This window comes from Gryllotalpicola reticulitermitis (genome assembly GCF_042651345.1).
Lineage (GTDB): Bacteria > Actinomycetota > Actinomycetes > Actinomycetales > Microbacteriaceae > Gryllotalpicola > Gryllotalpicola reticulitermitis.
Window position 1 is genome coordinate 541,076 of record NZ_JBHSCN010000005.1, and the last position, 26,990, is coordinate 568,065.

Below are 26,990 nucleotides of genomic sequence, written 5' to 3' on the forward strand. Positions count from 1 at the left end.
CTATTTGTTCTGCTGCTGTGCCTGGTGCAGGGCGGCCTCCGGACTGGCCTTGCCGGTGAGCGCGAGCTGCACGGCGGTGTAGATCGCCGTCGCGGCTGTGGGCCACTTCGGCCCGAGTTCACCGGTACGTGCGCGAGCCGTCTTCACGGTCTGTACGAAGGACTGCACCTGCGGGTGGGACTTCGCCCAGGTGGCGGCGGATGCCTCGTCGGACGGAACGTTGCCCGAGATCTGTGCGATCTTGAGCTGCATCGCCGGAGAATTGAGACAGGAGACGAACTTCCCCGCGAGCCCCATCTTGGTCTTGTCGCCGGTGTTCGGAACGTTGAAGGTCTCGCCGCCGAGGGGCGACACGAGCTTCTGCGATGCGTCGCGAGTCGGGATCGGCACGCTGGCGAAGCTCAGGCCCTTCGTCGCGTTGAGTACGGGCAGCTGCCACGGTCCGTTGATCATCATCGCCGCCTTGCCGGCCACGAACTGGTTGTTCACGTCTTGCTGAGACCAGTTCACGGAGCTCTTGGACATCGAGCCGTCCTGCTGCAGCGCAACGTCGAACTGCAGCGCCTGCGCGGCTGCGGGGGTGTCGATGTTCTTCTCGTCTCCCCCGTTGGTCCACAAGAACGGCAGGAACTGCCACGTGCCCTCATACGTGTTGATGTTGCTCATTGCGAAGCCGTAGACGCCCTTGCCTGGGTCCGTGAGTTTCTTCGCGGCGGCCTCGAGCTCGGCCCAGGTCTTCGGCGGCGTGATGCCGGCCGCCTTGAGCATGTCGACGTTGTAGTAAAGGGCGATCGAGTTGATCACGGGAGCGAGGCCGTACACCTCGCCCTTGTACGTGCCGGCTTCGACGACGCCAGGCACGTCACCCTTCGGCGCAGTGACGCCATAGTTCTTCAGCGGCGTGAGCGCGCCGGTTGCGGCGATCTGCTGCACGTCGGGGTTGTCGAGCATCAGCACGTCGGGAAGAGTCTTCGACGACGCTTGCTGAAGGACCTTCTGGATGAGGGAGGCACCGGCGATGTGGACCGGGGTCACCTTGCCCGCACCGACCTGGGTCCCACACTGCTGGTAGATCGAGTTGTACCCGCTCATGCTCGGGTTCGAGGTGTAGTAGTCCTCGACGGTCAGCGTCTGCTTCCCGCCGGTGCTGGCGCCGCCTGACCCTGAGGTGCAGGCGACCAGGGAGAGCGAGATCGCCGTTCCTGTTGCGAGCATCGCGATGATGCGTGACTTCTTCACGAAGAGCTCCTTTGCTCCGAAGATGTGCAATGCGGTCAAGCGCTTGACTTTGACCTCCCACGATTGTGAGGGTGCGTGGGTGCGGGAGTCAAGCGCTTTACCGAATGGTGACCCGACGCGTGCGATACTTGCCAAAAATCCGCCGGGATCGAAGGAGCGCGTGTGGTCACGATGCAACAGGTCGCGGACCGGGCGAGCGTCTCGATCTCCACGGTTTCGTTCGTCGTGAACAACACGAAGCCCGTGACACCCGAGACACGCGACCGTGTGCTGAGGGCGATCTCCGAATTGGGATACCGCCGTAACACCGCGGCGCGCGCGCTCGCGAGTCGGAAGTCACGCATCCTGGCGTTGATCTATCCGCTCCTCGACCACCGGAACCACCACGCCTTCGTGGAGGCTGCTGCGACCGCGGCCGAGGAACACGGTTACAACCTCGTGCTGTGGCCGCTGCACAGCGACAACGTCACGACCGAGATCACGTCCCTGATCCAAGCGGGCTTCGCCGACGGTGTTCTGCTCATGGAGGTGCAGTTCGACGATGAGCGCGTGACGCGTCTGCACGAGGCGGAGGCGCCGTTCGCGCTGATCGGCCGCACGCGGGATCTCGACGGCATCGACTATGTCGACATCGACTTCGAGCGCACGACCGAGACGGCCGTCGCCGATCTCGCCGAACTCGGCCATCGCGATTTCAGCCTCGTGCTGGAAGACCTCAGCGACACACCGCTTGCGGGCTACGCCCCGCCTTTTCGCGCCGAGGAGACGTTCCGCCGGGTGATCAGCGAGCGCGGACTGAAGGGAGCGGTGTTCCGCGTTCCCCACCGGGCTCGTGCGATCTCATCGGTGGCCGACGAGATCCTGCGCGACGCGCCCAACACGACGGCCATCATCGCGATGCATGACGAGGCCGCACTCTCTCTCGTCAACGCGTTGCCCCATCGCGGCATCGCGATTCCTCAGGACATCTCCGTCGTGGCGCTCGCAACCGCCACCACCCTGGCCGATGTCACCGATCCCCCGCTCAGCACCTATGTCGCCCCGGGGCACGAGCTGGGCCGGAAAGCCGCCGAGATCCTCATCGCCCGCCTGGAGGGCCGCGGCGCTCCCGCCGGGCAGGCGCTGATCACGTGCCTGCCACACAAGGGCGGTACCGTCGCGCCGGCGCGCGCGCCGGCAACGAGCCCGACCGCACCGTAGCGACGCGAATCCCGCATCGTGGCGCTCAGCTGTCAGCGTCCCACCCGGACGGCGGGGCGATGACCTGCTCGCAGGCAAGCAGCAGCACGCCGACGCTCCAAGCGTGGGACAGCGTCAGGATCATGCCCTTCGGCTGGAAGCACGCTGTCTGGTAGTAGCGCTCGGTTGCCATGCCGCGGTACGCATTGAAGTCGCCATCCTCGCGCGCGATGAACTGCCGGAAGCACGCGAGGGATTCTTCGGCGCGCTCGCGGTAGTACGGGTCGCCGGTCCACTCGCTGAGCTGGCGCAGTTCGGCGGTGCATACGAGCCCGTAGGCGTGCAGGTGCTGGTTGGACGGCGACGCCTGGTCGGCACCGCGCGACGCAAAGCCGTAGATCCCCAGCGTCGTGTGCGCGTCGAACGAGACGTTGTAGCTGTACCGGAAGGTGAACGTCCAGTCGGCAGCGTGCGCGGCGAGGCGCAGCCAGCGCTGATCGCGCGTGCGGCGGTAGAGCGAGGCATACGACATAACGGCGACGTAGCCGTCCTCCGAGGTGGGTGCGAGGTCGACGTCTTCAGGAGCGCCATGCAGGTACTCGCGCTCGACGAAAGTCGCGTAGTACTCACCCGCCCGCAGCGCCGCGGGCAGATAGCGAGGATCGCGATCGGATGCCTCGGCCAATGCCGCGACCCAGGCCAGCCCCGCCGACCCGGCCCAGCTGAGCACTGCGCCCGTCGTCGCCTCGTGCAAGGTGCCGAGGTTCCCATCGACGCGCTGCCGGGCGACGACCGCATCGAGATTCGAGCGCAGCGCGCGCTCCCAGGTAGGGTGCTCGGGCTCCAGCCGCAGCGCGCGGGCCAGGAAGAGTGTCGCCTCCGCGAGAGTGCGCGAGTGCAGAGCGTTCGGAACGCTCGACCAGCTCTGGTTCCAGCCGTGGTCGCGATACCAGACGCCCCAGAACGTGCCGCTCGGCGAGAGGGCGGCGGCGATGGTGTCGATGACGGCGCGGCCGGCATCCGTCGCCGCCTCATTGCCGACGCGTGTGCCATGAGCGAGCAGCGCGTACGCCCACGGCACACCGCTCACCCAGCCGACGTGCATCGCCTGCCGGTCCACGGAGAGCCCGTCGCGCCCCGTGATCTCGCGGTCGAAGCCGACCGTCTCGAGCAGCACGCCGGGGTCGGGGTCGAAGTGCCAGCGGACGAGGCCCTCCGCCGCAAGGTTCGCCGCGGTCGCAATGTCGACCCACGGTGCGAGCGGCGAGCGCGGCGCAGATTCGGCATGCAACTCTCGCAGCACGCCGGCATATGCATGGCGGTCCGCGTCGAGTTCGAAGACCGAGAAGCGGATGCGTCGCACCTCGCCGGGCTGCCACCGGCGCACCGCCGCGTCGGGGACCCGTGGCACGGAGTCACCGTAGTACGTGATCGGATGCTCCCGGAACGGGAAGCTCAGCCGCAGCTGGGCGTCACCCGTCGTGGCATCATGCGCGAAGCCGACGCCCGTCAGGCCGAGCTCGGTGGACTCGGCCAGGGCGGCGAGCCCGAAGCCGCCGCGGCCGGGCGCCGCCCACAGCAGGACCGCGGGCGTGGCGCACCGGTCGGCGCGGAAATCCCACGACGAGCTGGTCATCGGGTCGGCACCGCCGTCGCCGGCGACGGCCCCCGCCTCGAAGCGCGGGAACGGCCGGTCGTTACCGACTGGGCGATTCTCGCCGTAGAACAGCCCCGGGATCAGCCAGTACGGGTCCGCTGCCTCTGGCACGTTAAGCGCTACGGTGATCCGGGCGTCGGCCGCCGCCGCACCACGATACGCGACGTCGAGCGCGGCGTCCCAGCAACCGTCCGCGCGGTCGGCGAGCCTGAGCGAGAATTCGAAGTCGTCGGCGGACGCCTGTTCCGTGCCGATCGTCATGGTGCCGGCGCCAGCCGGCAGGCTGACCTCGATGCCTGCGATATCTCCTGCTTCGCGCCGGTTCATTCGGTCGGTGGGGCGCTTGGCGGCAGCTCATGCGAGGCGGGCTTCACTAGCGGGCGCTCGAGCAGGTCGACCTCGATGATCTCAGCCTGCCCATCGACCGGCACGAGGAAGGTGCGCAGCTGGCTCGGGCCGAAATCGGCCTCGATCTCACGCCCCGCAAGCGGAACCGCAATGCGCGCGTGACCGGCGACACCAGCCGTCTCGACGGCGCGCACGATGATCGCCTCGCCGCCGCCCGGCAACGGATCCTCGCTGCCCTTGACGGCCGTGACCATGATCGTGTCACCGCCGTCGTCGACGAAGGACAGCGTGTGCGGCAGTTCGCCCGGGTGGAACGACTCGAGCATCGCACGAGGCGGCGCAGCCAACTGCGCCGCGCGGCGAGTGGGCTGCGCCGTGCGCCATTCGCCACTGTGCGGCACGAGCTCATACGAGAACCGCTGTACACCCTGATCGTGGTACTCGTACAAGCCGTTGTCGTCGAGCTGCTTGGGGTCGTGCCATGCATAGACCGGCGAGCGGACGGCGGTGACGCCGATGCTCGGCTCGTCGCCCGGCGACACGTCGTAGCCGTGCTTGCCCGCGACGATCACAGTGAGACCGGCGGCCGCGCCGCCCACGGTTCCCGTGAGGTCGACCCACGACTGCGCGGGCTCCTCGGCGCCGTCGACGGGGCGTTCGAGGTGACCGAACGGGATCTCATACGTCGCAGCCGGGTCGACGAGTTTGGTCGGAAAGCGCAGCTTCAAGAGGTGGAGCGGCTCGCGCCAGTCGAGGCGAACGTCGACGCGGACGGCGCGCGAGTCGTGGTCGAGCACGAGCTCCTCCACAAGCTGCGAGCGGCCCCACGACCGCTCGATGCGGACGCGGGTGCGCAACGGCCCCCGTTCGCGGACGAGCATCCGCTCGACGGTCATCGACTCGCCCGGCCAGGCGTACGAGATGACCCGATGGCCCCAGGTATCGGTCGGGTCCGCGCTGATCTGGGTGTGCTGGGTGCCGTCGATCCCGGCCATCACGTCGACGCCGGTCACCTTGTCGAAGTACGACGAGATCCAGCCCGTGGCCGGGTCGAGCGTGACGCGCACGAGATCGTTCTCGAGTACGCCGCCGTTCTCCAGCAGGAGGCCGGTCTCGGGAACCGGCGCATCCTCGGAGCCGGCGTGCGGAGCATCCGACACCGCCGCTCCCGGCGTAAGCCGGTAGAGCCGGTAGCCGAGCGCCGGAAGGTCCGCGCGGAAGGCGATCGCGCCGCGGCCCGCGTCGTCGAGCGTGGGTGTCGCCTGCACGATCTGGCCGGGCGTCGGCACGCCGTCGCCGTCGATGACGTGCAGTCCGGCGGAGAAGCCGCTGTAGTTGATTGTCACGTCGGTACTGACCGGCCAGGGGTGCGGGTTGAAGACGATGACCGGCTGCGTGCGTCCATCGAACGGGATGTCGACGCGGCGAGCGACCACGTTGTGGGCGCGCACGATCTGGCGTTTGGCGATCGAGATCGCCTCACCGAGCTGATCGCGGGCGTCGTCGTATCCGCTCTCGATGGCCGAGCCCGGCAGCACGTCGTGGAACTGATTGAAGAGCACCTGCTTCCACGCGCGCTCGAGATCGGCGCGCGGGTAGTCCTCGCCGAATGCCGCGCTGACGACCGCCGACCACCGCTCGGCCGACAGCACCGCCGACTGAGCGCGCCGCTGCCACAGCTTGATGCCTGAGTGCGACGAGTAACAGCCGGGAGCGTGATGCTGCAGGTCGTCGCGGCGCACCGCCAGCCCGTCGAGGAACTCGCCCCCGCGGGCGAGGATCTCGTCGAAGTATTCACGCGGGGTCGACATGGTCATCCTCCCGAAGGACCCCATCCGGTCGTAGCGGTGGATCGATTCGATATTTGCCTTCGTCGGGCCGCCGCCGTGGTTACCGACACCGTAGAAGACCATCATTGAGCCGAGCGAACGGTCGAGCTGCGCCAGCGATTTCTCGGCCTGGCCGGAGATGTCACCAGGCGGGCTGCAGTACTCGAACGGAATCCGATACCCGAGCACGCGCGAGCCGTCAGGCGCCTCCCACCAGAACAGCGTCTCGTTCAGGTCGCTCTCGTGCGGTCCCGGGCGCAGGAAACAATACGAGTCCATGCCCTGACCCTTGAGGATCTGCGGCAGCATCGCGTTGTGGCCGAACGGGTCGACGTTCATGCCGACCGTCGCCGGCTTCCCGAAGCGTGAGATCAGGAAGCGCTGACCGTAGAGGCCCTGGCGTACGAACGACTCGCCCATCGGCATGTTGCAGTCGGGTTCGACCCACCAGCCGCCCGCATTGACCCAGCGCCCCTCGGCAACCCGCTTCGTGATGCGCTCGAACAATTCGGGGTCGGATTCCTCGACCCAACTCAGCAGCACGACCTGGTCGCACGTGAACACGAAATCGGGGTATTCCTCCATGCGATCGAGGGCGGAACGGAACGTCGCGCGCGCCTCCTGATAGCCCTCCTGCCACGGCCACAGCCAGACGGGGTCGAGGTGGGTCGTGCCGATCATGTGCAGGGTGCGATCGGGGGTCGCGACCGGCCGCCTCACCGGTCAGCCCAGTCGTCGATGAGCTCGCTGATCACATGCAGCAGCAGGGTGTGCACCTCTTGCACGCGCGGCGTCACGGCCGACGGCACGAGCAGTACCTGGTCGGCCAGTGCGAGCGCTGGGCCGCCGTCGCCGCCCGCGAACAGCACGGTCGTCGCGCCGTTCGCCTTCGCCGCCTCGAGACCGCGGATGATGTTGGCCGAGCGCCCACTCGTCGTGAACGCAGCGACGACATCGCCCTTTCGCGCGAGGGCTTCGACCTGTCGCGAGAACACGGAATCGAAGTCGTAGTCGTTCGCGATGCAGGTCGTCACGGTCGCGTCAGTGGTGAGAGTGACGGCCGGCAGCGGGCGCCGGTCGCGCCGGTAATGGCCGATCAGCTCACCGCTCAGGTGCTGCGCATCGGCTGCGCTGCCGCCGTTTCCCATCGTGTAGAGAATGCCACCGGCGGCGAAGCGATCACAGAGCAGCTCGCCGACAGCGCGCGCGGTCATGATGAGCGACTCACTCGCCGCAGCCACAGCGAGGTGGTCGTGCCACTGCTCGACCATCCCGTCGGCCATCTTCTGGGCCTCAGACATGAGCCACCTCGTTCATCGCGTCGAATGCCAGTGCGGCAGCACCGACCACGCAGACCGTGTCGCCGAGTTCGGCGATCACGACATCCGTCTTCGCCGCGGCGGGGCGCATGGCGTCGCACAGTGCGGCGGTCCTGACCGGGTCGAGCAGCGCCGCACCCGAGCGCGTCACTCCGCCGCCGAGCACCACGATGTCGGGCTCGAAGACGTTGATCAGGTCGGTGACGGCGATCGCGAGCACCTCCGTCGTCTCGGCCCACAGTTCGCCGGCGAGCGCGTCGCCCGCTTCCGAGCCGCGCACGACATCGGCGGCGGTCGGATTCTCGATGTCGCGGAGCGCCGACTCGCGATCGCTCGCCGCGAGGGCATCCATGGCACGCGCCGCGATGGAGGTGCCGGACGCATACGCCTCGAGACAGCCCTTTCGGCCGCAGAGGCAGTTCCGGCCGCCGGGGCGCACCATGATGTGGCCGAATTCGCCGCCATTGCCCGCCGCCCCGCGGTGCAGCCGGCCGTCGACGACGGCGCCGCCGCCGATGCCTGTCGAGACGGTGAGGTAGAGCTCGGTCGCTGTCCCGCGGCCAGCCCCGAAGCGGTACTCCGCGAGAGCACCAGCCGTCGCGTCGTTCTCGAGCACCGCGACCGCTCCGAATTCCTCGCTCGCGAGTCGCACAATCGGGACGTCGATCCAGCCGGGCAGGTGCAGCGGGTTGACGAGCACCCCGGCGGCCGCGTCGAGCGGCCCCCCGCAAGAGATGCCGACGGCGCCGATCGCCCCGACGCCGTCATGCATGGCGTCGGCGATCGCCGCATGTCCCATCTCGAACAGCCTTGGGATGATGACGCCGGGGCCTTCATCGCGACGCGTCGGTTCGACCCGATATCCGTGCAGCACGCCATCCGGCGTCACCACTGCGACGGCGAGTTTGGTTCCACCGATATCGAGAGCAAGTGCGGGCTTCGCGCCGGCTGCCATGCGGTCCCCTCCAGTCATGCGTCGATGCGTGTCCAGGCCGCTGTGCCAGCCTCATGTGACATCGTTCCCACAAAAAATCCTATGCTGCTCATCACAAGCGCGTCAACTAGCCCATGCACCCGTGGACAGGGCGCACTGGGATCGTTTTCATTCCGTTACGACATCCACGAGCGCCTCGGCCTGCTGGCCGAACAGCCGGTCGTCGAAAGAGACGTCGGCCGCCAGTCGCTGCCGACGAGCTGGGCGAGCACCGGCGACGACGTCGAAGGTACAGGTGATCCACGACTCGCCACCGCCGCCCGGCGCGCTCAGCAGGCGCTCGGCCGGGTCAGCCGCCCAGCCGTCAGGCACGACGAGCGAGACGCAGGCGACGGATGCCTCGGCCAACGGGCTGCGCACCCGCACGGTGAAGCGGGCACGCTGCCCGGCTCGCAGCTGCGTGAAGAACGGCTCGAGCGTCGCCATGCCGCCATCCGGGGATGCACCGTCGAGCGGCAGCAGAGCACTGTGCAGCTCCGCGAGCTCCCGCCCCTCGTCCTCGAGCATCGTCAGGTAGGCGTCGTCCACCCAGCGGCCACGCCAGTGGCCGCTGATCATCAGGCCAGGCGCGACCCGCCGGTAGAGCGCGGCGCTGTCGATGTAGTCGTCGCGCCGGAAGCGGTTTCGGTACTGGTAGTTGAGGATCTCGCGCTCAACGCCCGGCACCCCGAGTCCCGTCTGCTGGTCGCCGGTCGCGAGCACGCGCACGCCATCGACTTCGAACTCGAACGCTGCGGCGAACCGCGTGTGCCCTGGGAGGTCGTGCGTGGTGATGCGGATGCCTCGCCATTCGACCGTGCCCCCGAGCTCTAGTCGGCGGTCGGCGGGAATCGGATCGAACCACTGGCACGGCAGGTCGGTCCGCAGGGGAGCCGCCATGATGTCAGCGACGTGCTCGGGCAGCCAGATCTCGGTGCCCTCCACTTCACGCAGCAGGTTGAAGCCGGCGACATGATCGTCGTGGTAGTGGGTTCCGAGAGCGACCTCGATGCGGGTCACTCCGTAGCGCCTGCGCAGCGCGGGCAGCGATGCGAGCCACGGGCGGCGCGACGCACGGTCGGTGCCGGCAGGCCATCCCGTCGACATGTCGTAGCCATAGTCGATCAGGAGTGCTTCGCCGGTGCCCGACAGCAGGACGTACGAGCACGAGTTCGCCGTCCAGTTGAGCAGCAGGTGCTCGGTGATCGACACGAACGGGTCGTCGAGCATCTCGGAGAGATCCCACGGCGACGGGCGGCGGGAGTCGACATAGGCCTGCATACGCCGCCCCAGTAGGGCCAGTGCGTTGGAGGCATCCGTCATCGGCTCGCCGTGCGACGGAAGGAGGAGCTGCGGCTCCTCGGCCGCGAGCAGGAGGCAGCTCAGCACCGACATCGCAGGACCTTCGTTCTCGGTGTACGACCATTGCGTCGCGGCGAGACTCCACACCTTGCCCGGTGCGTAGATTAAGTCGCCCGAGAACGCGATTCGCCGACCGCCGCGGTCGAGGAGGTAGGTGACCGACCCCATGGTGTGCCCGGGCGTAGGAATCGTCGTGACTGCAACCCCACCGAAGTCGTGCTCGCGGTACTCGGGCACCGTGCCCGCGATCGGAACACGGTCGAGGATCGAGAAGCGATCCTGGCGCAGGTTGTAGTCGTTCGCGAGGGCGCGCATCGCCCACATCTCGTCGACGGCGGCGAACAGATCCTGCTCGACCGGCGGAACATGGATGGGGATGCCTGCAGCGACGGCGCGCGGCAGGCCCTGCCCCTGGTCGCGGTGGTGGTGCGTCATGAGCACGTGCGTGATCCGCGCGATGCCGAGCTCTGCGAGGGCGTCGAGCGCGAGGCCCGAGCCGAAATCGATCGCGATCGCCGTGCGCTCGCCGGAGCCGCTGTTCTCCACGAGGTAGACGTTGCAGGTGTCGCGGACGAGGTGCACCCCCGGCGTTACTTCCTCAGAGAGCGCGGGCACGGTAGTCACGCCATGATCGTGCCACTGTGTCGAGGTCGGCAGCGGTGATCACCTCGCCGGAATTGTCGATGGACTCGACGTAGTACAGGGCGGGGATGCCGAGCTCGGGCTGCACCGCTACGTATTCGGCCCATTGCGCATGGTCGGGCATCGGCCACTGGTCGGTATCCACGGGGTGCGCGGGGAGCGCCGCCGCCGCGATCGCGTGCCGTACTCGAGCCTGCAGGGCCACCGGCACGACGTCGCCCTGTTCGTCGCGTTCTTGCATGTCGTTGAGACGCAACACGTCCTCGACCCCGGCGAAGGCGGGGTGCATCGCGTGCGCCACCACCATTGGGTCGGGCTTCGCCGCCTTGGCGGCGTCGTGCAGCGTCTGCAGTAGCGTGTGGAGCGCCGCGATGCCCCAGCCGCCGTTCTGCGTCGCCTTCGAGCCGGTCAACAGCGCGCCCGAGGGCCCGCGCTGAGTGAAGTCGACCTTGAAGCCGTCGGCGTCGAGACCGTTCGGTCCGAGCATCCGTTGCACCTGCTCGTGCAGGAGCGCACGATAATCGGGGTTGCCGGGGTCGACACAGACGGGCAGTCCGTCGGGGGTGCGCACGCACAGCTCGGGCGGCAAGCCGCTCGGGTCCCACGCCTTGAACCACAGCAGCACGCGGCGGCCGCGTTCGTGCTGGGTGGCGATCCACCCGCGCAGGTCCGGCCACTGCGATTCGTCGACGCTGTTCAGCCCATAGCTCCTCTGCCACCGGTCATCGATGACGACCGTGCCGGGGGCCGCGCCGTGCTGGTCGAGCAGTTCGAGCCACGCGTCGTAGCGCGGGCGGCTCGAGAGGGCCGAAGTGCCGAGGTCGGGCGGCCGCACAGGGTTCGTCCACGGGTCCCAGCCGCGCGCCGACGCCGCCTCCGCGGCGTCGGGCCAGTCGGCGACGGCGGCGGCGCACTGAGCGCCCCACCCACAGAAGATCGGCTCACGCCACCATCTCGGCGACGGCGCGAGAGCGCAGGGCACCCAGCCGCGCTCGACGAGGTCGTCACGCAGACTTTCGACCGATCCGATTGCCGTGGCGACCGGCCGCAGCACGAGCTCGGGCGATGTCCACACCCCGTCGACCGCCGTGTGGCCCTCGTAGCCCAGGCGGAACAGATAGCCGCCGTCGAGCGGCTCATACGCGAAGGTCGTGAACCCGCACTGCTCGACGGGCGCGGCGAGGTGCACAGAGAGCCACGCCTCGACTTCCCCGGCGGATGCCTCGGCAAGTAGTACTTGCGGCGCGGTCTCGCGTGCGCGGCCGAAGGCGAAGCACAAGGGCGGCGGGGCGAAGACGGCGTTCAGCCTTCCCGGATCCGCGTCGCCGACGACGCCGAGCTGGGCCGGTGCCGACGATGGCCTGAGGAACGCGACCGGACGCGTGGGGGTCGGCGAGAACAGCGTCGGGAACGAGATCGACGAGCGGAAGACCCCAGCCGCGCCTGACACCGTGACGCCCCGACCTCCGAGCAGCGTGACGTCGGCGACGAGGCCCGAGCCCTCCACTTCGACCCGTGCCCGCACATCGGCGGGGCGGCACTCGAGCACGATGCGCTCGTTGCGCCACGCGCTCGATGGCTGGCTGATCACGATCTCGACGAGGTCGTCGCCGGTCCGTGAGGCGATCTCCGCGGCGCCGTAGCGTTCGTCGCGCATCTCGGCGCGGTCGACGGATGCGGTGAGCGCCAGTCGCGTCCACACCATGCCGTCGGCGCCGGCAAGATACGCCTCGGCCGAGCCCGCAGGGATGGTCAAGCGATACCGATCGCCGGCGATCACCGTGCTCGTGGCATCCGTCTGAATCGAGAGTCGCTCGCCGCTCATCGGGCACGACCGGGTCGAAGTGGCTGAGTCATCATGTGAGAACGTATCCACATCGCGAACCGGGGTCAATGAGGCGGCCGAAAGCGTGCCGGCTCCGGCGTGCTCGGTCCCACCATGCGCGAGTCGGCCCGGCGAGCTCAGCTCCGTGCGAAGACCGGGGCCAGGGTCGAACCTCGCGGCAGCATCTCAGCGGGCAGGATCACCGTCTCCGGCGCGGCTTCCGGGTCATGGATTCGTGCCAGCATCCGGTCCATCGCTGATGCCCCCAACGCCACAGTGTCCTGCGCGACGGCGGTGACGCCGGGCGTCACCATGCTCATCCAGGGTGCGTCATCGAAGGAGACCAGAGAGACGTCCTCCGGCACTCGGAGCCCCAGGTCCTTGATGCCGCGCCACACGCCTTCGGCGATGACGTTGTTAGCGGCGAAGACCGCCGTCGGGCGGTCACGGCGGGACAGCGCCTCGACGGTCGCCTTGCGCGAGCCGCCCGCGTCCCAGCCGGACGGAATGATCAGCGCCTGGTCGACCTCGATACCGGACTGCTCGAGCGATTCCTGGTAGCCGCGGAAGCGGTCCGCGCCTGTCGTCCAGTCGGTCTCGTCGATGAACAGTGCGATCCGACGATGGCCGAGGGAGATGAGATGGTCGGCCATACGGCGCGAGGCGCCGACGTTGTCGATCACGACAGCGTCGGAGGCTCCTCCCGAAAACGTGCGGTCCGCCTCTACGAACGGGGTGCGTTGGCGGTCAAGGTATTCGATCGCGCTGTTCGAGAGCGGGGTCAGGATGACGCCGGCAACGCGCATGCCGACGAACACAGCGAGCGCATCATGCTCCTCGTCGACCGAGCCTCGGTCATCGACGAGGACCATGGTGTAGCCGTGCTCGCGGGCGCGGCGCCCAACGCCGGCCGCGAGGTCGGCGTAGAACGCGTTCCGGAGGTCGGAGACAAGAACTCCGATCGATCGGCTCGACTGCCTGCGAAGGCTGCTCGCCATGGCATGCGGCACATAGCCGAGGTCGTCGGCCACCGCGCGCACCCTTTCCTGGACGGCACCCGCAACGTATCCCTCGCCGCTCAGCGCCCGCGCTGCGGTGGACTGAGAGACGCCCGCCGCGTGGGCCACGTCCTTGATCGTGGCACGACGCAGCTGTGGTCGTGGCCGCCCCGTCTCGCCTGTTCCGCCTTCGGCGACCGTCACTTCGGTTGTTCCTCCCCGCGTCGCGCGCGACGCTGCGTTCCGCACCTAGTATCCGACCACGGGCCGGACCCCCGACGACGGAAAACGCAAGCGATTGCGAAAGCCGAGGCATCTGACCTAGTGTTTTGCGCACGGTGTGGTAACGATGTCACATCTCGTTTTTCAGCAGTCAGTGTCGTCGCTGAAGGGAAGCCGATGGGACTAGTCGACCAAGCGCCGCCGCCAAGCACGGTGGGCGGCATCTTCGGGCGCTTCCGCCGTGGCCGCACGAGGATGACCAAGGCACAGCGGCGCGAGGCGCTCGCAGGTTACCTGTTCATCTCACCGTGGATCGTGGGATTCCTCGTCTTCACGCTCGGCGCGATGATCTACAGCCTCGTGATCTCGTTCACGAACTACGACCTCTCGACCAACACCGCCTCCCCTGTCGGCATCGCAAACTACGAGCAGCTGTTCTCCGACCCCAAGGTCATGAGCTCGCTCGGCAACACGCTCTACTACGCCGTGATGGCCGTGCCGCTGACCATCTGCTTCGCACTGTTCCTGGCGATGCTGCTCAATCGGCTGCAACGCAGCGCGGGGGTATTCCGAGTCATCTTCTACTTGCCGGTGATGACGCCGTCGGTCGCGGCAGCCTCGGTGTTCCTCCTGCTGCTCAACGGCAACGAGGGCGCCATCGACAAGTTCCTCGGCTTCTTCGGGATTCCCGGGCCACAGTGGCTGATCGATCCCAACTGGGTGAAGCCCTCAATTGTCCTAATGGCGATGTGGGCCGTCAGTGGAACGATGCTGATCCTGCTCGCTGCACTCAAAAACGTTCCGACGGACCTGTACGAGGCCGCCGAGATCGACGGCGCGGGCCCTTTCCGACGCTTCTTCCGCGTCACGCTGCCGATGATCTCGAATGCACTGTTCTTCTGCGTCATCACTGCGACGATCGCAGCGCTGCAGATCTTCGACCAGGTCTATCTGCTCTTCTACAACTCGCCGACGAGCTCGGTTCCGGCGCCGAACGCGGCCCTTTTCATCGCCGTCTACCTGTTCCAGCAGGCGTTCCAGCAGTTCAACCTCGGCTTCGCCGCCGCGATGGGGTGGCTGCTGTTCGTCATCATCATGATCATCACGATCGTCCAGGTGAAGTACGGAAACCGCTTCGTCTACTACGAGGGAGACGCCAACTGATGGCCATCACATCCGTGCCCCAGCAGCTCGCGGAATCCCGCACCGACCTGCGCCCGGTCAGTGCACTCACACCTCGGCGTAAGCGCCGCGGGCCCGGCTGGTTCATCGGCAAGATCGTGCTGTGGGCGACGCTCATCGCCTGCTCGATCGCGTTCCTCTACCCCTTGGTCTGGCTGCTCGCCGCCTCCTTCAAAACCCGTGGCACCGTCTTCGACAACCGGCTGATTCCCGAGACCTTCAACTGGTCGAACTACGCGACCGTCTGGAATCACCTGCCACTTCTCAGCTGGCTCGGCAACAGCGTCTACATCGCGTTGCTCGCCGCGGGGTTCGTGACCATCTCGAGCTCACTCGTCGCGTTCGGCTTCGCGTACTTCCGCTTCCCATTCCGCAACGCCCTGTTCGGCCTGGTGCTCGCCACCATGATGCTGCCTGGTGCGGTCACGATGATTCCGACCTACCTCATCTGGAAGGACCTGCACCTGCTCGGCACGACCGTGCCATTGTGGGGCGCAAATCTCTTCGGGTCCGCGTTCTATATATTCCTGCAGCGCCAGTTCTTCCTCGGGCTTCCACGCGAGCTCTTCGAGGCGGCGCGCATCGACGGCTGCTCCTACTTCGGCCTCTTCCGGCGCATAGCCGTGCCGTTATCGATCCCGTCATTCGTGATCGTGTTCATCTTCGAGTTCCAGGCGAGCTGGAACAACCTGCAGAACCCGCTCATCTACCTGAACTTCGGCACTCCGAAGGAGTACACCGTGCCGCTCGGCATCTCCTACGCGATGAGCCTGTACAACCCGCAGACGGGAGGCCAGGGCGACTACCAGTACGTCATGACAGCGGCACTCATCGTCACGCTGCCGATGCTCATCATCTTCGCGTTCGGCCAGCGGTACTTCATTCAGGGAATCGCGACGCAGGGTCGGAAGGGCTAGCGGCCGAGCTGGGCGCACCGCAGCACACGGCCCGGGAGTCAGAGCGTGTGCCGGAATACGCTCGGGTCATCGAGACGCGGCTGATGCGCGGCGCGCTCAGGGCCGGCGGCGTGCTCATCGCCTGCACGCGTACCGGCAAGGCGGTGGCCGGGCACGCCGTGGGACGCCTCGTGCACGCCGCCCGCACGCATCAGCTTCCCGCACACCGGGCACGTCTCGGCGTCCTCTACGCGCGCGGTGCGCTCGTACTGGAACGTGTCGATGTCAGCCGAGGCCGACAGGTATACGGCCTCAAGGGGCTTCTCGGCCGATGACACCGGCACGCGGATCTCGCGCAGCCGGTCGGCGTCGGCAGGCACGAGGACGATGACGTCGCTCGCCGCGAAGGTCGGGCGCCCCCCGGTGATCGAGAGAGCACGGTGTCGACTGATGTCTAGTGCCGCCGGGTCGCGCAGCGCGCGCTGGTCGTCGGCATAGGGCTCGGGCATGCCGTGCGCGAGGGCGCCACGGCGCAGGCGTCGGTATCCGCGAGCGCCGCGATCCTTCCAGTCCATGATGATCGCGTCCGGCGCGACTTCCGTGAACAACAGCACCGCGGTCTCCGCTGAGCCGTCCGACTCGCTGAGCACGGCGACTCCCGTGGCGCGCATCACGCCGGAGCCGAGAACGAGCGGGATTCGATCAGACACACCCCTATTAATCGAACAGGGGATTTGGCGTGCCAAGCGCTTGACAGCGCGCTCCCGATGCGCACAGCATGCAGTTCTGGGGTAGGCAGAAGTGAAAACGATGTCACATCGGGCCGACGCACGTGATTCGGCCGTTATCAGGTTGAGATACGCGTTTTCGGGGAACCATTGTGCGGGCAGGCCGGCACCGTTACTGTTCGGTGTGGGAAGGTTCCCACATTGGCTCGCTCATAGGTGGCAACACCGCCACATGCCCCTCAACGGCGAGGAAGACGTCACCATCAGGAAAGGTACGAAGGCAATGCGGATGAGAAAGGTTGTCGCGGCCGCAGCTGTATCGGCTGCGCTCGCACTGACCGTCGCAGGGTGCTCGTCGGGGTCCACCTCGACCAGCGGCACAGGCAGCAACGGCGTCAAGGTTCCGGACTTCTCGGCCAAGCCCGCGAAGACCCTTTTGGTCGAGGGCGTGAACCCGACTGACGAAGTGGCCACTTCGCGCGTCGACTACGCGGACGCGAAGCTCAAGTCCGCAGGGGTCACGGTCACCCTCAACAAGACCACGTTCGACCCGCAGAAGTTCACGGCGCAGATCGCGAGCGGCAAGGTGCCCGACCTGATCTACATGGATCGCGCCGACGTCGCCACGTACGCGTCGAAGGGCCTGGTAGTGCCGCTGGACCAGTGCTTCAAGCAGAACAAGGTCACGGCAACGAGCGCTTACTACCCGGCGATCCTCGACGCGGTGAAGTACCAGGGCGACACCTACGCGATCCCGGAGTTCTGGCAGACCAACGCGATCATGCTCAACCAGCGCGTGCTGCAGAAGGCCGGCGTCACGGCCGCCGACTTCAACATGAAGGACCCGAATGAGGTGCTCGTCGCCGCGAAGAAGGTCTACCAGTCCAGCGGCGGCAAGCCCACCGTGATGGGCTTCGACCCGGCGGTCTCGGGCGGAAACGCGAACGTGTGGCTGTTCGCCTTCGGCGGCGGCCTTGTCGACTCAAGCGGTAAGCCGACCCTGAACTCCGCCGCGAACATCAAAGCATTCACCTGGCTCAAGCAGCTCTATGACGAGCAGGGCGGCTACGCCAAGGCGGCCAGCTTCGTGAATACCTTCGACTACTTCGGCAACAACAACCAGTACGTCAAGGACCAGGTCGGCGCCGAGCTCGTGCAGCAGTGGTACCCCGCAGTGCTGACGGCTGTCGCCTCGAAGATCGACATCTCGGGCGTCCCGCTCACGAATACGCAGGGACAGCCGATCGGCGTCGCCGACGGCAACGGCTACGCGATCCCCACCGCGTCGAAGAACCCGCAGGCCGCGTGCCAGTGGGCGCTCGACATGACGTCGACGACGGCCTGGAACAAGGCGACCACGGCGCGCCTCGCGACGGACGCCAAGCAGAACCCCGACATCTTCACCGGCCTGTTCACCGGCTCCCCCTCGGCCGACAAGGCGATCAACGCGAAGCAGAGCTACGCGGGCAACACCGGGTTCCAGCAGGTCGAGCAGGCCTTCAACCAGACGCTCACCAACGGCGTCTCGTGGGGCTCGTCGCCAGTCGGCCAACAAGTCGCAACCGAACTGTCGAACGCTGTCGAGCCGGCCATGACGGGCAGCAAGACCGTCACGCAGGCGCTGGACGCGGCACAGACCGCGGCGATGACCGACTACAACCAGGCGCAGAAGAAATAGCACCCGCGCGAGGCGAAGGCGGTCCGCAGCGGCGGGCCGCCTTCGTCGTGTCGCCCTGTGGCACACCTCACACGATTCGTCACTCCGGCATCGGCATTCGCGACGAGTTTCTGCGTCGGTCCGACGCGCGCCGCTGAGGGTTCGCCGCCTCAACTGTGCCCGGGCGGCGCAACTGTGCCTGATATAGCGGGCGCACTTGCGACGTTCGGGCACACTTCCCCGGCCGGACGCAACGGCGCGCGAGAGGCGACTAGCGCCCGCGGCGCTGGCGCCCCGCCGAGCTCAGCAGCGCGAACGAGCGCGGCGCGAGGATGAGCTTGCGCCCCACGCCGCCCGACCGCTCGAGCTGCGGGTCGCTTGCGAGCTCCAGCTGCCACGCGCGGTGCGTCGGCGCCGGCACAGAGAAGGTGACGCCGTTCTCGGCGGCGTTCAGCATCAGGGCGAACGCGGTCTCGCCGCCGTGCCCGAACACGAAGGTGATCGCGCGGTTCTCGGCGAACGCCCAGTCGCCGGCGTTGAATCGGCGGGCGTCCGCGCGGCGGATGTCGATCGTACGGATGCTCCCCTGCCCCGGTGCGTGGCGATACCAGTCGGGCCTGAGCGCGGGCGACTCGCGCCGCAGGCGGATGAGCGTACGGGTGAAGTCGTGCAGCTCCTCGTCGACGTGGTCCCAGTCGAACCACGACAGCTCGTTGTCCTGGCAGTAGGCGTTGTTGTTGCCCTGCTGCGTGCGGCCGATCTCGTCGCCGCCGAGGATCATGGGCACCCCCGCGGAGAGCAGCACCGTGGCGAGCAGGTTCTTCCGTTGCCGGGTCCGCAGCGCGTTGATCTCGGGGTCGTCGGTCGGGCCCTCGGCGCCGTAGTTGGCCGAGCGGTTGTCGGACTCGCCGTCGGCGCCGCCCTCACCGTTGGCCTCGTTGTGCTTCTCGTCGTAGCTCGTGAGGTCGGCGAGCGTGAAGCCGTCGTGCGCGGTGATGAAGTTGACGCTCGAGACGGGCGCGCGGTTCGAGGACTCGTAGACGTCGGGGCTGCCGAGCACCCGCTGGGCGACGGTGCCGATCGTGCCGGGCGTGCCGCGCCAGAAGTCGCGCACGTCGTCGCGGAAGCGGCCGTTCCACTCGGACCAGTCGGCGGGGAATCCGCCCACCTGATAGCCCGCGGTGTCCCAGGGCTCGGCGATCATCTTGACCCGCTGCAGCACCGGGTCCTGGTGGATGAGTGCGAGGAACGCGCTGTGGATGTCGGCGCTGCCGTCCTGCCGGGTGAGGGTCGTGGCGAGGTCGAAGCGGAAGCCGTCGACGTGCATCTCGGTCACCCAGTAGCGCAGGGAGTCCATGATCAGCGCGAGGGGTGCCGGGTGGCCGACGTTCAGGCTGTTGCCGGTGCCCGTCGTGTCGAAGTAATGGCCGCCGTCGCCCTGCACGAGACGGTAGTACGACGGGTTGTCGATGCCCTTGAGGCTGAGGGTCGGCCCGAGGTCGTTGCCCTCTGCCGTGTGGTTGTAGACCACGTCGAGGATCACCTCGATGCCGGCGGCGTGGAGCGCCCGGACCATCGACTTGAACTCGTCGACCTGGCCGCCCGGCTCGTGCGCGGCCGCGTAGTCGGCGTGCGGCGCGAGGAACGCGAGGCTGCTGTAGCCCCAGTAGTTGCGCAGGCCCTTCTCGAGCAGGTGGTTGTCGTGCACGAACTGATGCACGGGCATCAGCTCGACCGCTGTCACGCCGAGGTCGGTGAGGTGCCTGATTGCGGCGGGGTCCGCGAGCCCGGCGTAGGTTCCGCGCAGATGCTCGGGCACGCCCGGCATCCGCTTCGTGAATCCCTTGACGTGCAGCTCGTACACGATCGTCTCGGCGAGCGGCGTGGCCGGCGGCGCATCGTCACCCCAGCCGAAGCCGTGCCGGTCGGTGACGATGCCGAGGGCCACATGGCCGGCTCCGTCGGTGTCGTCCCGTTCGAGCGGTTCGTCGAGACGGTGCCCGAACACCGCCTGCCCGAAGTCGTAGTCGCCGACCGTCGCCGTCGCATACGGGTCGAGCAGCACCTTGGCCGGATTGAAGCGCAGACCGGATGCCGGATCCCACGGCCCATCGATGCGGAGGCCGTACCGGCTCCCGACCCGCAGGCCCGTCACGAGGTCGTGGAAGACGTGGCCCGTGCGGTCGCGCAGCTCGGTCCTCGTCTCACGGCCCTCGTCGTCGAAGACGCAGACCCACACCCGCGTCGCGTTCTCGGTGTAGATGGCGACGTTCGCGGCGCGGTCGGTCAGCGTGACGCCGAGCGGGTAGGGCAGAGATCGCGGTGCAGGGCTCATCGGGTTTCCTGGTCTCAGTCGAGGCGGACGATCTGAACGGCATGGTCGAATGCGGCGACGGGCTCCCCCGTGCAAGGCAGCGCCGCCGCGTCGGGCCGCAATTGCGCCATGATGCGCAGTCGGCCGCGGGTGAAGGCGAACGTGCCGGCGGCCTCGTCGGCGGCGACGTCGACCGCCGGCTCGTCTCGATCGAGTTCTCCGCGCAGGGCGATGAGTGCTCTGAAGAACTCGAGCAGTCGCCGATGTGACGCACGCTCGGGCTCGGTCCAGTCGAGGTGCGACCGGGCGAACGTCTCGGGGTCCTGCGGGTTCGGCACGCTCGCCGGGTCCCAGCCGTGCCGCGCGAACTCGGCGAGGCGCCCCTCGGCGGTGGCCCGGCCGAGCTCCTCTTCGGGGTGGGAGGTGAAGAACTGCCACGGGGTGCGGGCGCCCCACTCCTCGCCCATGAACAGCATGGGGGTGAAGGGGCCGAGCAGCACGAGTGCCGCACCCGCGGCGACGAGCCCGTCGGGAACGAGCTGCGCAAGCCGGTCGCCGGCGGCGCGATTGCCGATCTGGTCGTGATCCTGCGCGAACGCCACGAGACGACGGAACGGAATGCCCGAGTCGAGCGGGCGCCCGTGGCGCCGCCCGCGGAAGCTCGACCATGCCCCGTCGTGGAACCACCCCTGCTCGAAGACCTTCGCCAAAGCATCCGTGGTCGCGAAGTCGGCGTAGTAGCCGGACGACTCGCCCGTCAGGTTCGCGTGGACCGCGTGGTGCACGTCGTCGTCCCACTGCGCGTCGAGGCCGTAGCCGTGCTCGGCACGCGGGCGGATCAGCTTCGGGTCGTTCAGATCGCTTTCGGCGATCAGTGTGAGCGGCCGGCCGAGCTCCTCCGACCACCGCTCGGCATGTTCGGCGAGCTCCTCGAGGATGTGCACGGCACGGCTGTCGTGCAGCGCGTGCACCGCATCCAGCCGCAACCCGTCGACGTGCAGCTCGACCAGCCAGTATCGAGCGTTGTCGATGATGTAGCGCCGCACGTCGTCGGAGTCGGGCCCGTCGAGATTGACCGCGGCGCCCCACGGACCACTCGCGTCGCTCAGATACGGCGCGAACCGCGGCAGGTAGTTTCCGCTCGGGCCGAAGTGGTTGTAGACGACGTCCTGCACGACCGCGAGGCCGCGCTCGTGACACGCGTCGACGAAGCGCTGGTACGCCGCGGGGCCGCCGTACGGCTCGTGCACCGCGAACCACAGCACTCCGTCGTAGCCCCAGCCGTGCTCGCCGTTGAACGCGTTGACGGGCAGCAGCTCAACGGCCCCGACGCCGAGCTCGACGAGGTGGTCGAGCCGTTCGATCGCCGCGTCGAGGGTGCCCTCGGGCGTGAACGTGCCGAGGTGCAGCTCGTAGATCACGCCGCCGAGCACCTCGCGGCCGCGCCACCCGGCGTCGCGCCAGCTGTGCTCGGTCGGGTCGAACGGTGCCGAGAGTCCGTGCACGCCGTCCGGCTGGCGCAACGAGCGGGGATCGGGAAACGGCCCGTCGCCGTCGACGAGGTAGCCGTAACGCTCGATGCCGGGCAGTTCGGTCGCGCCCGGAAGGCGCCACCAGCCGTCGGCGTCGCGGTGCAGCTCGTGCCTCACGGGCCCGGGCTCCGTGAGCAATATGACGCTGCCGGCCGCCGGCGCCCACACCGCGTACGCGTTGCTTGCTCCTGCCGTGCTTGTCGGCACGGCGCGGAGAGCACCGTGGGCGCGCGCGTCGCTCATTCCGCAACCATAAGGGCAACGGGGTAGCTCGCGAAGAGCTCGCGCAGCAGCGTCCGGCCGGCGAAGCGACGCCCGGTGAGCTCGTCGACGGCACCGGCGCCGAGCTCGACCGCGGTCTCCTCGTCCCAGCCGCCCGTAGCCTCGAGGCCGAGCGGAAGCCGCGTCGCGAACGCCGCGACGCGGCCGCGGTCGAACGCGACGAGGTGCGCGGCCTGCGGGCCGAGCGCCTCGATCGACTCGTAGCCGCGCAGCAGCTCGGGGCGGTCGCGTCGGAGCCGCAGTGTGCGCGAGACCACGAGCAGCTTCGCGGCGCCCGTCTCGTCGACCGGCGGCCGCCAGCCGCCGTCGATGCGAGCGAGCAGATCGGATGCCTCGCCGAAGTCGACCGGACGCCGATTGTCGGGGTCGACGAGCGAATGGTCGAGACGCTCCGTGCCCTGGTAGACGTCGGGCATTCCGGGCGCCAGCAGCTGCAGCAGCTTCATGCCGAGCCCGTTGCTGCGCCCGGCCGGCGCGATGCGCGCGGTGAACGCCTCGACAATGTCGTGCAGCTCGGTGCAGTCGACCGCCGACCTCGCGAGCGTCGTCAGTGCACGCTCGAACTCCTCGTCGGGCTCGGTCCAGCTCGTCATCCGCCCGGATTCCCGCGCGGCCTTCAGCGCGTACTCGACCAGACGCTCCGCCGACGCCGGCCACGCCCCGACGATCGCCTGCCAGACGAGCTCGTCGAGGGCCGCGTCGGAGGTGGCCACCAGAGCGCGCAGCTGCGCGAACGTCGTCGCCCATTCACCCGGAATCTCGGCGAGCGCGGCGATGCGTGCCCTGGTGTCCTCGCTGCGCTTCGTGTCGTGCGTGGTCAGCGTCGTCATCGAGCGGGGCAGCTCCCGCAGCCGAACCTCCTGACGGGCGTGGAAGTCGGCGAGTGGGACGGCGAAGCGCCCAGGGTCGCCGCCGACCTCGTTGAGGCTCGTGAGTCGCGGGTAGCGATAGAACGCCGTGTCCTCAACGCCCTTCGCCATGACCATGCCGCTCGTCTGCTGGAAGCGCAGGGCGGCGGGGTGGGCCGGGTCGGCGAGCACGCGGACGACGCGCGCGATCGCCTCGGTGAGGTCAGGCCGGGCGGCGGATGCCTGAGCCGCCGCCTCGTCGAGATACTGGCGCCCGAAGGGCAGGTAGGTGCGGTACACGAGCAGGGCCACCGCGAGTTCGACGAGCGCGTCCTCCGTGTCGTCTCCGGCCGTCGCGCCGGCCTCCCTCGCGATGCGCGCGATCTCCGGGTGGAGCGCACCCTCGGCCATCGCGCGCTTCTGACTCGCGGCCAGTTCCGCCCAGTCGAGGCGCGCGCCCTCCGCCTCGTCCATCACGCGGGTGAGCTCGGCTTCGCCGGCCGGGTCGACGAACACGCGATCGATGTCGCCGAGCGCGTCGTAGCCGGTGGTGCCTTCGACGGGCCACTGGGCAGGCATCCGCTCGTCGCCCTCGATGATCTTCTCGACCCAGATCGGCGCACCGCCCGTGGCGGCGCTGAGCCGCGCGAAGTACGCGCCCGGGTCGCGCAGGCCGTCGGGGTGGTCGACGCGCAACCCGTCGATGAGGCCTTCGGCGTGCCAGCGCAGGATCTCGCGGTGCGACGCATCGAAGACCCGGGGGTCCTCGACGCGCAGGCCGGCGAGCTCGTTGACCGTGAAGAACCGGCGGTAGTTGAGCTTGTGCGTGCCCTCGGGCCATGGGACGAGCCGGTAGTGCTGGCGACCGAGGATCTCTCGCGGGGTTCCGTCGCCCGTGCCCGCGGCGATCGGGAAGCGGTGCTCGTAGTACACGAGCTCGTCACCGTCGACGCGCAGCTGCTCGAGCTCGTCGGGCGCCGTTCCGAGCACCGGCAGGTACACGCGCCCGTCGCCGGCATCCCAGTCGATGTCGAAGAAGTCCACGAACTCGGACGCGCGACCGCGGGCGAGCACGTCCCACCACCACGCGTTCGCACGGGCGTCGGCGACCCCCATGTGGTTCGGCACGATGTCGACGAGCACGCCCATGCCCGCCTCGTGTGCCTGATCGGCGAGCGCCCGCAGGGCGGCCGGGCCGCCGCGGGAGGCATCCGTTCGCGTCGCATCGACGACGTCGTAGCCGTGCGTCGACCCTGCCGCCGCTTCGAGCAGCGGCGAGAGGTAGATCCAGTCGACACCGAGTGCGTGCAGGTAGGGAACCGTGCGCGCCGCCTCGGTGAGCGTGAAGTCAGCGGATATCTGAAGTCGGTAGCTGCTGGCCGGCGCCATGTCGCTTAGAGGAACAGCCGCGGGCCGCCGCCGTGAGGCAGACCCGTGGGGCCGGCCGGCTTCATGCCGCTCGTGAACAGGGTGAGCACCGCAACGTCGGGGTCGGCGTGCTGCCCGACCTCGGTCGCCCACGAGTAGACCGGGCCGCACAGTGCGACCCAGACGCCGCCCGCGAGCTCGAGGAACCCGACGACCTCGTCGCCGACCGTGACCTCGACGAGGCCCGCCTCCACCGAGCGCGTGCGCAGCAGCGCGGTTTCCGGCGGTGCCGCCGAACAGGTCGTTGCCGGTGCCATCTCCGCGAGCGTCATGTGCCCCCACCCTCCGTAGATCACTACATCCGTACATGGTGAGACTATGCGGTGAAAAGTACACCAACAAGTTTTACCTGGTGGGCTATACACCGCCTTTCGCATGTGTTATCGATCGTGACGCGGCGCTCGGCGGCTTCTTAGGCCGCGCATGGTGCGATGAGCGCGTGCATGTGTTTCGCGGGCAGCCACGCTGGGCGCTCATCTCGCTCGCGAGCCTGCTCTGCGCCGCGGCGCTGCTGTACACCTGGGGAATCGGCTACAGCGGCGTGTCCCCGTACTACGCCGCCTCGGCGGTCAGCATGTCGCGACGCCCGCTCGCGCTGCTCACGGGCGCGCTCAACCCGGCCGCGACCATCACGCTCGACAAGCTGTCCGGGGCATTCGTGCCGCAGGCTCTCGCGGTGCGCATCTTCGGCGTGCACGCCTGGGCGATGAGCCTGCCTCAGGCCATCGAAGGCGTCATCACCGTGCTGGCCGCATGGGCCATCGCGGTGCGCTGGCGCGGGACCCTCGCCGGGGTTCTCACGGCGGGCGGCGTCGCATTCACGCCGATGCTCGCCGCGATGTTCGGCCGCCCGATGGAGGACGGCATGCTCACCATGACGTGCGCTCTCGCCGTGCTCGCCGCGCAGCGTGCGGCCCTCTCGGGCCACGGCCGCTGGCTGCTGCTCGCCGCCTGCTGGGTCGGGGTCGGATTTCAGGCCAAGATGCTGCAGGCGTGGTTCATCGTGCCCGCGGTGCTCCTGATCTATCTTCTCGGCACGCGTGGTCGGGTGGCCCGCAGGGTGGTCTGGGCGGCGATCGGCGCCGTCGCCATGCTTCTCGCATCGATCTCGTGGATCACGGTCATCGAGCTGGTTCCCGCGGCCGTGCGCCCCTTCGCCGACGGGACGACCGACGGCAATTTCTTCACCATGGTGTTCGGCTACAACGGCATCGACCGCATCGTGCCCGGGCTGTGGCCGGGCAGTGTCCCTCAGCTCGACTCGGCGGCCGGCGGCGGCCAGGGGGCGCCGTCCGCGCCGGTGCACGATGTCTGGCTCAATCCGCAGCACAGCCCGGTCAAGATGCTGCTGCCAGGACTCGCCACCCAGATCGGGTGGCTGTACCCCGTCGCCTTCGCCGGAGCGCTGATCGAGACGGCCCTTCTGCTTCCCGGCATCCGTCGACGCCTGCCCGCAGGCGCCTCCCTCGCCGGCCGGCGAGCCGACCTCGCCATGCTCGTCGGTCTCGTCGCGTGGTTCGGCGTGACCGCGCTGCTGCTCGCCGCCGCCTGGGTGCCGCACGCCACCTACTACGGGCCGATCGCCGTGCCCCTCGTGCTGCTGGCCGTGGCCGGCGGCATGCGTCTGTTCGACTGGTGGCGCGACCGGGTCCCGCGCTGGCGGTGGGCCGCTCCGGGCGTGATGCTCGCGAGCACGGCCTGGCAGACGGTGGTCTCGGCCACCGGCCCGGCGCCGGCACGGTGGTCGGCGCTCGTCGTCGTGGCGGTCGGCGTGATCGCGACGCTCGTGCTGGTGACGGCGCAACGCAGCAGCAGCGGCCGCCGGGCCGCCGCGATCACGATGATCGTCGCCATCGCCGTGGCCCCCGTCGCGTGGTCGACTCTCGTGATCTTCCCGGGCCTCGGCGGCAGCGCATCGGATGCCTGGGCAGGTCCGCGGCCCGGTGCGCACACGTCCGCTGCGCAGCCGCGCGCCGCCACCGCAGCCACCGCGCCCGCCACCGCCACCGCCACCGCCACGAGCGACCAGCATTCGGGCATCCGTCTGCGGGCTCCGTTCGCCGTGCAGCACGATCTCGCGCTCACGCCGCAGCAGCGCGAGCTGGTCGACTACGTCGTCGCGCGCGCGGGCGACCGGCACCCGCTGTTCGCGACGGACACCCTCGCCGTCGCCGTCAGCGTGATTCTTGAGACCCATGACGACGCGATTCCGATGGGCGGATTCTCCCAGCAGGCGCCGACGCCGACGTTGGCGCAGCTCAGGGCGTACCTGCGCGCGGGGACCATCAGATATGTCCTGCTGGCCGACCCGGATGTGCCGAGGCCGGCCAACCCGACTCTCGACGCCGCGCGCGCATGGGTCCGCGGGCACTGCACGCCGGCGCTGGCCGGCGAGTTCCGATCCGGGACGAGCCAGGGCCAGACCCTCTACGACTGCCGCGCCAAAGCCTGACCCCCATCAGGGTGATACCCGATCGGGGACATTCACGAATCGACTTTCCCACATAACGTGAGGATTATTCGTTTTAGG

18 protein-coding genes are annotated in these 26,990 nt (G+C 68.6%); 5 read left to right on the top strand and 13 right to left on the bottom strand.

Annotated features, from left to right (window positions below; genetic code table 11):
• Complete coding sequence (locus ACFOYW_RS09705; RefSeq protein WP_390228726.1) at positions 1-1,239, bottom strand: sugar ABC transporter substrate-binding protein; 1,239 nt, start codon at positions 1,237-1,239, stop codon at positions 1-3.
• 171 nt (positions 1,240-1,410) lie between these two features.
• Here ACFOYW_RS09705 and ACFOYW_RS09710 point away from each other — a divergent pair, with 171 nt between their 5' ends.
• Positions 1,411-2,439, top strand: coding sequence for a LacI family DNA-binding transcriptional regulator (locus ACFOYW_RS09710; protein ID WP_390229607.1), 1,029 nt, complete (start codon positions 1,411-1,413; stop codon positions 2,437-2,439).
• A 25-nt stretch (positions 2,440-2,464) separates the two neighbouring features.
• Here ACFOYW_RS09710 and ACFOYW_RS09715 read toward each other — a convergent pair whose 3' ends face one another.
• The 7 genes from ACFOYW_RS09715 to ACFOYW_RS09745 form a co-directional block, all read right to left on the bottom strand.
• Positions 2,465-4,402: a hypothetical protein gene (locus tag ACFOYW_RS09715; RefSeq protein ID WP_390228727.1), complete on the bottom strand. Its 1,938-nt coding sequence runs from the start codon at positions 4,400-4,402 to the stop codon at positions 2,465-2,467.
• Complete coding sequence (locus ACFOYW_RS09720; RefSeq protein ID WP_390228728.1) at positions 4,399-6,972, bottom strand: alpha-mannosidase; 2,574 nt, start codon at positions 6,970-6,972, stop codon at positions 4,399-4,401. Before ACFOYW_RS09720 ends, ACFOYW_RS09715 begins: the two co-directional genes overlap by 4 nt.
• On the bottom strand, positions 6,969-7,553 hold the full coding sequence (locus ACFOYW_RS09725) for a D-sedoheptulose-7-phosphate isomerase (protein ID WP_390228729.1): 585 nt from the start codon (positions 7,551-7,553) through the stop codon (positions 6,969-6,971). Before ACFOYW_RS09725 ends, ACFOYW_RS09720 begins: the two co-directional genes overlap by 4 nt.
• Positions 7,546-8,526: an ROK family protein gene (locus ACFOYW_RS09730; RefSeq protein ID WP_390228730.1), complete on the bottom strand. Its 981-nt coding sequence runs from the start codon at positions 8,524-8,526 to the stop codon at positions 7,546-7,548. The genes ACFOYW_RS09725 and ACFOYW_RS09730 overlap by 8 nt, the downstream gene beginning before the upstream one ends.
• A gap of 147 nt (positions 8,527-8,673) precedes the next feature.
• Positions 8,674-10,530: an MBL fold metallo-hydrolase gene (locus tag ACFOYW_RS09735; RefSeq protein WP_390228731.1), complete on the bottom strand. Its 1,857-nt coding sequence runs from the start codon at positions 10,528-10,530 to the stop codon at positions 8,674-8,676.
• Positions 10,505-12,373 carry a hypothetical protein gene (locus ACFOYW_RS09740; protein ID WP_390228732.1) on the bottom strand — a complete coding sequence of 623 codons (1,869 nt, stop codon included), beginning with the start codon at positions 12,371-12,373 and terminating at the stop codon, positions 10,505-10,507. The genes ACFOYW_RS09735 and ACFOYW_RS09740 overlap by 26 nt, the downstream gene beginning before the upstream one ends.
• A gap of 137 nt (positions 12,374-12,510) precedes the next feature.
• On the bottom strand, positions 12,511-13,575 hold the full coding sequence (locus tag ACFOYW_RS09745; protein WP_390228733.1) for a LacI family DNA-binding transcriptional regulator: 1,065 nt from the start codon (positions 13,573-13,575) through the stop codon (positions 12,511-12,513).
• A gap of 195 nt (positions 13,576-13,770) precedes the next feature.
• Here ACFOYW_RS09745 and ACFOYW_RS09750 point away from each other — a divergent pair, with 195 nt between their 5' ends.
• Both ACFOYW_RS09750 and ACFOYW_RS09755 read left to right on the top strand, forming a co-directional pair.
• The gene (locus ACFOYW_RS09750; RefSeq protein ID WP_390228734.1) at positions 13,771-14,757 is read left to right on the top strand and encodes a carbohydrate ABC transporter permease; all 987 of its coding nucleotides are present in this window, start codon (positions 13,771-13,773) and stop codon (positions 14,755-14,757) included.
• The gene (locus tag ACFOYW_RS09755; RefSeq protein WP_390228735.1) at positions 14,757-15,692 is read left to right on the top strand and encodes a carbohydrate ABC transporter permease; all 936 of its coding nucleotides are present in this window, start codon (positions 14,757-14,759) and stop codon (positions 15,690-15,692) included. Before ACFOYW_RS09750 ends, ACFOYW_RS09755 begins: the two co-directional genes overlap by 1 nt.
• Positions 15,693-15,730: 38 nt before the next feature.
• On the opposite strand, the gene ACFOYW_RS09760 is transcribed toward ACFOYW_RS09755, so the two are convergent.
• Entirely contained in the window at positions 15,731-16,381 is a 651-nt protein-coding gene (locus ACFOYW_RS09760) for a hypothetical protein (protein ID WP_390228736.1), read from the bottom strand.
• Between the two features lie 307 nt (positions 16,382-16,688).
• On the opposite strand from ACFOYW_RS09760, the gene ACFOYW_RS09765 reads away from it, so the two are divergent.
• Positions 16,689-18,077: an ABC transporter substrate-binding protein gene (locus ACFOYW_RS09765; RefSeq protein WP_390228737.1), complete on the top strand. Its 1,389-nt coding sequence runs from the start codon at positions 16,689-16,691 to the stop codon at positions 18,075-18,077.
• 250 nt (positions 18,078-18,327) lie between these two features.
• Here ACFOYW_RS09765 and glgX read toward each other — a convergent pair whose 3' ends face one another.
• Genes glgX through ACFOYW_RS09785 form a run of 4 tightly spaced genes read right to left on the bottom strand, consistent with a single transcriptional unit; the run spans position 18,328 to position 24,732 of the window.
• Positions 18,328-20,391 (bottom strand): glycogen debranching protein GlgX, encoded by a 2,064-nt coding sequence (gene glgX, locus ACFOYW_RS09770; protein WP_390228738.1) that lies wholly within the window; start codon positions 20,389-20,391, stop codon positions 18,328-18,330.
• A gap of 14 nt (positions 20,392-20,405) precedes the next feature.
• Complete coding sequence (gene treZ / locus ACFOYW_RS09775; protein ID WP_390228739.1) at positions 20,406-22,145, bottom strand: malto-oligosyltrehalose trehalohydrolase; 1,740 nt, start codon at positions 22,143-22,145, stop codon at positions 20,406-20,408.
• Positions 22,142-24,421, bottom strand: a complete 2,280-nt coding sequence (treY, locus tag ACFOYW_RS09780; RefSeq protein WP_390228740.1) for a malto-oligosyltrehalose synthase — start codon at positions 24,419-24,421, stop codon at positions 22,142-22,144. Before treY ends, treZ begins: the two co-directional genes overlap by 4 nt.
• A gap of 5 nt (positions 24,422-24,426) precedes the next feature.
• Positions 24,427-24,732 (bottom strand): hypothetical protein, encoded by a 306-nt coding sequence (locus ACFOYW_RS09785; protein ID WP_390228741.1) that lies wholly within the window; start codon positions 24,730-24,732, stop codon positions 24,427-24,429.
• 167 nt (positions 24,733-24,899) lie between these two features.
• On the opposite strand from ACFOYW_RS09785, the gene ACFOYW_RS09790 reads away from it, so the two are divergent.
• A complete protein-coding gene (locus ACFOYW_RS09790) occupies positions 24,900-26,912 on the top strand; it encodes a glycosyltransferase family 39 protein (protein ID WP_390228742.1) in 2,013 nt (670 codons plus the stop codon).
• Positions 26,913-26,990 lie beyond the last annotated feature (78 nt).